3 protein-coding genes and 1 pseudogene are annotated in these 5,926 nt (G+C 43.3%); 3 read left to right on the top strand and 1 reads right to left on the bottom strand.

Translation table 11 applies throughout. The features are described from left to right. The 3 genes and pseudogenes from cobN to PX482_RS27730 all read left to right on the top strand — a co-directional run. On the top strand, positions 1–3,081 hold a 3,081-nt coding region (gene cobN / locus PX482_RS12470), incomplete at its 5' end, for a cobaltochelatase subunit CobN (protein WP_288122498.1). Positions 3,082–3,338: 257 nt separating this feature from the next. After that, positions 3,339–4,622 (top strand): AAA family ATPase, encoded by a 1,284-nt coding sequence (locus tag PX482_RS12475; protein ID WP_288023249.1) that lies wholly within the window; start codon positions 3,339–3,341, stop codon positions 4,620–4,622. 4 nt (positions 4,623–4,626) lie between these two features. Continuing rightward, positions 4,627–5,298 (top strand): annotated as a pseudogene (locus tag PX482_RS27730) (DUF4276 family protein). 164 nt (positions 5,299–5,462) lie between these two features. Here PX482_RS27730 and PX482_RS12490 read toward each other — a convergent pair. Then, complete coding sequence (locus PX482_RS12490; RefSeq protein ID WP_196219782.1) at positions 5,463–5,654, bottom strand: hypothetical protein; 192 nt, start codon at positions 5,652–5,654, stop codon at positions 5,463–5,465. Positions 5,655–5,926: the final 272 nt, after the last annotated feature.

The following is a 5,926-nucleotide window of genomic DNA, read 5'->3' on the forward strand; positions in this document are numbered from 1 at the left end:
CAACCCCAAGCACGGACTTGGATACTTTTCTATCGTTCCCATTATCTCGCGGGTAATACCAAAGCTATCGATGCTTTAATCAGCGCTTTCACCCAAAGAAATATGGAAACTGTCCCTATCTTTCTCTCCTCTCTGCGGGAAATTGAAGTGCAAGAGGAACTATTAACCCTCTTTTCCCACCATCCCCCAGACTTAATTCTCGATACCACTAGCTTCTCTATCCAACGACCAGAAGACAAACAAAATCATCACTTCTGGCAGTCTCTCAATAAACCCATCTTCCAAGTTATCCTCAGCAGCAGCAGTTTAGAAGCTTATCAACAGGGTTATCAAGGTCTTTCCCCCCGGGATGTGGCCATGAATATCGCTTTACCGGAAATGGATGGCAAAATTATCACCCGCGCTATTTCCTTTAAATCTGTCCTCACCCGACATCCCAAACTGGAAACGGAAATAGTTATCTATCAACCCCTCCCCCACCGGGTTGATTTTGTCGCTGATTTAACCGCAAACTATTGTCAACTCTCCTCCCTTCCCAACTCCCAGAAAAAAATTGCTCTCATTTTCCCCAACTATCCCAATAAGGATGGTCGTATCGCTAACGGAGTCGGTTTAGATACTCCCGCTAGTGGTCTGGAAATTCTTCGCGCATTACAAACCCAAGGTTATACCCTCACCGACCTACCCGACCATAGCGATGAATTAATGCGATTGCTTATTTCCGGTATCACTAATGACTTGGAGACAAGGGAATTAAAACCTATCTATCAATCTCTCTCCCTAGAAGCATATCTAGATTATTTCTCCTCCCTTCCCCCCGATAATCAAAGCGCTATGCTTGACCGTTGGGGACATCCGGACAGGGATTTTCCTATCCCCGGCATCCAGTTAGGTAATGTCTTTATCGGTATTCAACCTTCTCGCGGTTACGACCTTGACCCGACTCTTAATTATCATTCCCCCGACCTCGAACCTACCCACAGCTATCTCGCTTTTTACCATTGGTTACGACAGGAATTCCAAGTCACTGCTGTGATTAATCTCGGTAAACACGGCAATTTAGAATGGCTGCCGGGGAAAAGTCTCGCTCTTTCTCCCAATTGTTATCCCGAAATTGCTTTCTCGTCGCTGCCGAATTTCTATCCGTTTATTGTCAATGACCCCGGAGAAGGTTGCAGCGCTAAAAGACGTTCCCAAGCTGTTATCATCGACCATCTCACCCCCCCAATGACGCGAGCGGAATTGTATGGAGATTGGGAAAAGTTAGAGTCCCTCATCGATGAATATTATCAGGCAGAATCTCTTGATCCTTCTCGTTTAGCTCTGATTCGCGAGCGGATTAACGATCTGGTGGCGAAAACTAATCTCGATCGAGAGCTAGGCACGATCTCGCGTAGCGAGCGCGTTGCGACCAGCGCCTCCTTTAGTCAATTTCTCACCCTCGTGGATGGTTATCTCTGTGAACTCAAGGAAGCACAAATCCGCGACGGTTTACATATCTTCGGTCAATGTCCCCAGGGTCAGCAGTTAATTGATTTAATCCAATCGATCGCTCGTTCTCCTAGTCCCGACCGCCCCGGTTTAACCCGTTCGATCGCCCTTGACCTCCATCTCGACTGCGACCCCCTGACGGAATATAACGATACTACTACCTATCTGGAAAGTCTCGCTCAGGATTTAATTAGCCAGAAAATTGAACCTCTAGGCGAAAATACGGCAAAAGAATTGGTTTGGCTAGAAAATCAGTTAATTCCTGCTTTAAAACAAACCCCCGATGAACTTACCTATCTCTTAAAAGGTCTCACTGGCCAATACGTCCCCAGTGGTGCTTCCGGCGCTCCCACCCGCGGCCGTCCCGATGTTCTCCCCACCGGCAGAAATTTCTATTCTGTCGATACCCGCGCAATCCCCACAGAAACCGCGTGGGAAGTGGGAAGAAAGGCCGCAGAGGCACTAATTGAACGTTATACCCAAGAAAATGGCGAATATCCCCGCACTTTGGCGATTTCTATCTGGGGAACTTCGACGATGAGAAATAGTGGCGAAGATGTGGCCGAAGCCATGGCTTTACTGGGAATTCGTCCCCTTTGGGATGGTTTTTTCCGTCGGGTAGTCGGGTTTGAAATCCTTACCCCGTCTAGCTTAGGCCGTCCTCGCATTGATGTTACTGTTCGGGTATCCGGCTTTTTTAGGGACAGTTTCCCCAGCATACTACATCTTCTTAATTCTTGCATAAATGCGGTAGCTTGTCAAGAGGAAGAGGAAAAAATTAATCCTTTAGCGGCGAAAGTGAAGACAGAGAGGGAGTTTTGGCTAAGTCAGGGCTTAGGAGAAAAGGAGGCGAAACTGAGAGCTACTGCCAGAATCTTTGGCTGCAAACCTGGTGCTTACGGGGCCGGTTTACAGGGGTTAATCGAGTCACAAAACTGGCAAAATGATCAAGACTTAGCTAATGCTTATATTAACTGGAGTTGTTATGCCTATGATAGCCAAGGAACTGCCCATTCTTTACCGGAAGTATTGAGAAATAGACTGCAAGAATTAGAGATAGTGCTGCACAATCAGGACAATCGGGAACACGATATTTTCGACTCCGATGACTACTATCAATTCCAAGGCGGCTTAACTGCCAGTGTCCGGGCTTTAACCGGCAAAAATCCCGTCACCTATTTTGGTGATCATTCCCGACCGGAAAATCCCCGCATCAGAACCCTAGAGGAAGAAATTCGCCGGGTTTACCGTTCGCGAGTGGTTAACCCCAAATGGATAGCGGGAGTGATGCGACACGGCTATAAAGGCGCTTTCGAGATGGCTGCGACCGTAGATTATATTTTTGCCTACTCTGCCACTACTCATCTGGTGGAGGATTTTATCTATCAGGGAGTAGCCGAAGCTTATTTATTTGACGACAAGGTACAACAATTTATTCAGGAGAAAAACCCCTGGGCATTGCGAGATATGGCCGAAAGATTGTTAGAGGCTCAACAACGGGGATTATGGACCCAGGTGGACCAGAAAACTTTAGATCGATTGAGGGCAATTGTCCATGAGGCCGAAGGAGCGATCGAATCGGGTCAGTAATTAGACCTCTTGTAAAAATCAAAAATCTGACCTTAGGTGAGGAGTCAGTAGCCAGTAGTCAGTAGTCAGGAGAATTAAGAATGAGCATTAATCAATTAAATGCTCTATCTAAGGATTTTATGCAATTTTATGCCTATTTTTCTCATTTTTGAACTCTCAAAAATTAATTAGGCAAGAACTCTATTAATAACTGGTCTAGAATCAATCTATCAAGAAATTGCTCAAATTACTTTAGTAATGAGAAACGGGACTAAATAATGGCCAGAATTGAGGGATTGAGGATTAAAAATTATCGAGCGCTCAAGGATATAACTCTGGGCAAGTTATGGAATACTCAAAATCGAGATTCTCTGACACCGATGACGGCCGTTATCGGCAAAAATGGTGTGGGAAAAAGCACACTTTTTGATGCGTTCGGTTTTTTATCTGATTGTCTTAAAGGAGGAGTAGAAGAAGCTTGTGATGCGCGAGGTCGGGGTGGGTTTGATCGTCTTCGTTCCCAGGGTCAGGAAGGAAGCATTGAATTTCAGATTTATTACAAAGAAGATTACAATTACCGACCAATTACCTATGAATTAGCTATTGATCTAGATACCGATAATAGACCTTATGTAAAAAAAGAAAGACTCAGACAGAGAAGAAAAGGTCAAAAGACCGGATGGCCTTTTTCATTTTTACTCCTCGATGAGGGGAAAGGAATCGTCTGGAAAGGAGAAGAAGAAGGGAAACAAGTAGAAGAAGGTCAAGACCATTTTGATTTACTTAAGTTAATAGAAAAAATTAAACGAGGAGATTATGAGGATGGGGGGGAGTTAGTGGAACTGAATGATAAGCGGAAACTAGGAATTGCTACGTTAGGTTCTCTCAAACAGCATCCGAGAATTTCCCTATTTCGGAGATTTATTGAGGGATGGTATCTCAGCTATTTTACTCCCGATGCGGCCAGAAGTTTGCCCCTAGCCGGACCCCAGAAACATCTGAATATTCATGGAGATAATCTCGGTAATGTGGTGCAGTTTATGGAAAGAGAGCATTCCAAGAAATTTCAGAATATACTTAATAGTATTTCTCGTAAGATACCGGGTATAGAAAAAATTAGTACAGAAAAAAGTCCCGATAATCGACTACTATTAAAATTTAATGATCGGGGATTCCAAGACCCATTTTATGTACAGCAAATGTCCGATGGTACTTTAAAAGTATTCGCCTATCTCTTACTGTTAGAAGACCCTTCCCCACCGCCATTTATCTGTATTGAAGAGCCAGAAAACGGCTTATACCATAAACTATTAGAAACCTTGGCTCAAGAATTTAGAAAACACGCCACAGGACAGAGAGGACGTTCTCAAATTTTTATCACCACCCATCAACCTTATTTTGTTGATGCTCTCCAGCCGGAAGAAGTTTGGATTCTGGAAAAAGGTGATGACGGGTTTTCTCGGATTAAACGGGCCAGTGACAATCCCTTAATCAAGAATCTCGTCTCAGAAGGATTGCCCCTTGGTAGTCTTTGGTATAGTGATTACTTAGATGAGAGATAAGGTCATGTACTTTGAAATTTTGGTTGAGGATTTGTCGGGAAAAAAAGCACTTGATATTCTAATTCCTAAGATTATTGACATGAATGCAGGTCATACATTTAGGGTTCATTCCTATAAAGGCAGTGGTCATATTCCCAGAGACTTACAGTCTGTTTCCGATCCTAGTAAACGGATTCTTCTTGAGCGACTACCTAAACTGATTCAAGGATATGATAAAACTTTTTCTAGTTACCCTGATAATTATGCTGCTGTACTGATCGTGGTTTGCGATCTGGATAATCGATGTTTTCGAGAATTTCGACAATAATTAAGCAATTGTCTGGAAAAATCTGCTATCCAATCCCAAATTTACTTCTGTATTGCTGTTGAAGAAGGAGAAGCTTGGTATTTAGGTGATATTAATGCCATAAAAATTGCTTATCCCCAGGCCAAAAGTGCTATCTTGGATTCCTATATTAATGATAGTATCTGTGGTACTTGGGAAAAACTGGCAGATGCTATATACAGAGGTGGAGCGAAACAATTATCTAAGTTAGGTGGCGCTTCTGTGGGTCAAGAGAAAACAGTCTGGGCAGAAAATATTTCTCCTCAGATGAATGTGGATATTAATCGATCGCCCAGCTTTGGCTATTTTCGGGATAAACTACGTCATCTCAGTCAGGAAGAATCAAGATAAGTAATATTTTTTCAGGCTAAACTTTTAGGCATTTAAAATAATTGTCGAGAGCGGGGAATAGGCGATAGTGAGCAGTAAGCAGTGAGCCTAAATCCAGTTATTAAAGACCGATTATTTATACTAAATCCAGTTATTAAAAACTGATTATTTATTCCCTCTTTTGCCTATTGCCTATTGCCCATTGCCTGTCCTGATATGTAGCCTACACTCAACGGATTTAGTATTATTCCCCCTTTTGCCTCTTGCATGAGTGCCTGTCCTGATAAGTAGGGTCTGCTGAAAAAGTTTTTCGGTGGGGGCAGGGTGTGGGGTGTGGGGTGTGGGGTGTGGGGTTTTACCGGTTTTGAGGTGGCCAATTACCTAATTTTTAGGGAAAAAGTCCAGGAATTTTCCCCCTGATCACTCCCATACTTGGTACTTTTTGATTGACAAAAAGTCTAAAAGTCTTACCCAACAAGTTTTTTAGATTTATTCAGCAAGCCCTATCTAAATTACTCGTTAAGACCCCCTAAAAAACCCTACACCCCATACCCCACACCCCACACCCTGCCCCACGAAAAACTTTTTCAGTAAACCCTAGATAAATGATAGAACAGTTGTTCAACCATTAAGATTTGGTGATAATCCC

The organism is Microcystis sp. M53602_WE12 (assembly GCF_030065455.1).
Taxonomy (GTDB): domain Bacteria; phylum Cyanobacteriota; class Cyanobacteriia; order Cyanobacteriales; family Microcystaceae; genus Microcystis; species Microcystis aeruginosa.

Bases quoted from the DNA above. Each gene is read 5' to 3' on its own strand.
- PX482_RS12475 (WP_288023249.1), top strand. From the start codon at position 3,339: ATGGCCAGAATTGAGGGATTGAGGATTAAAAATTATCGAGCGCTCAAG.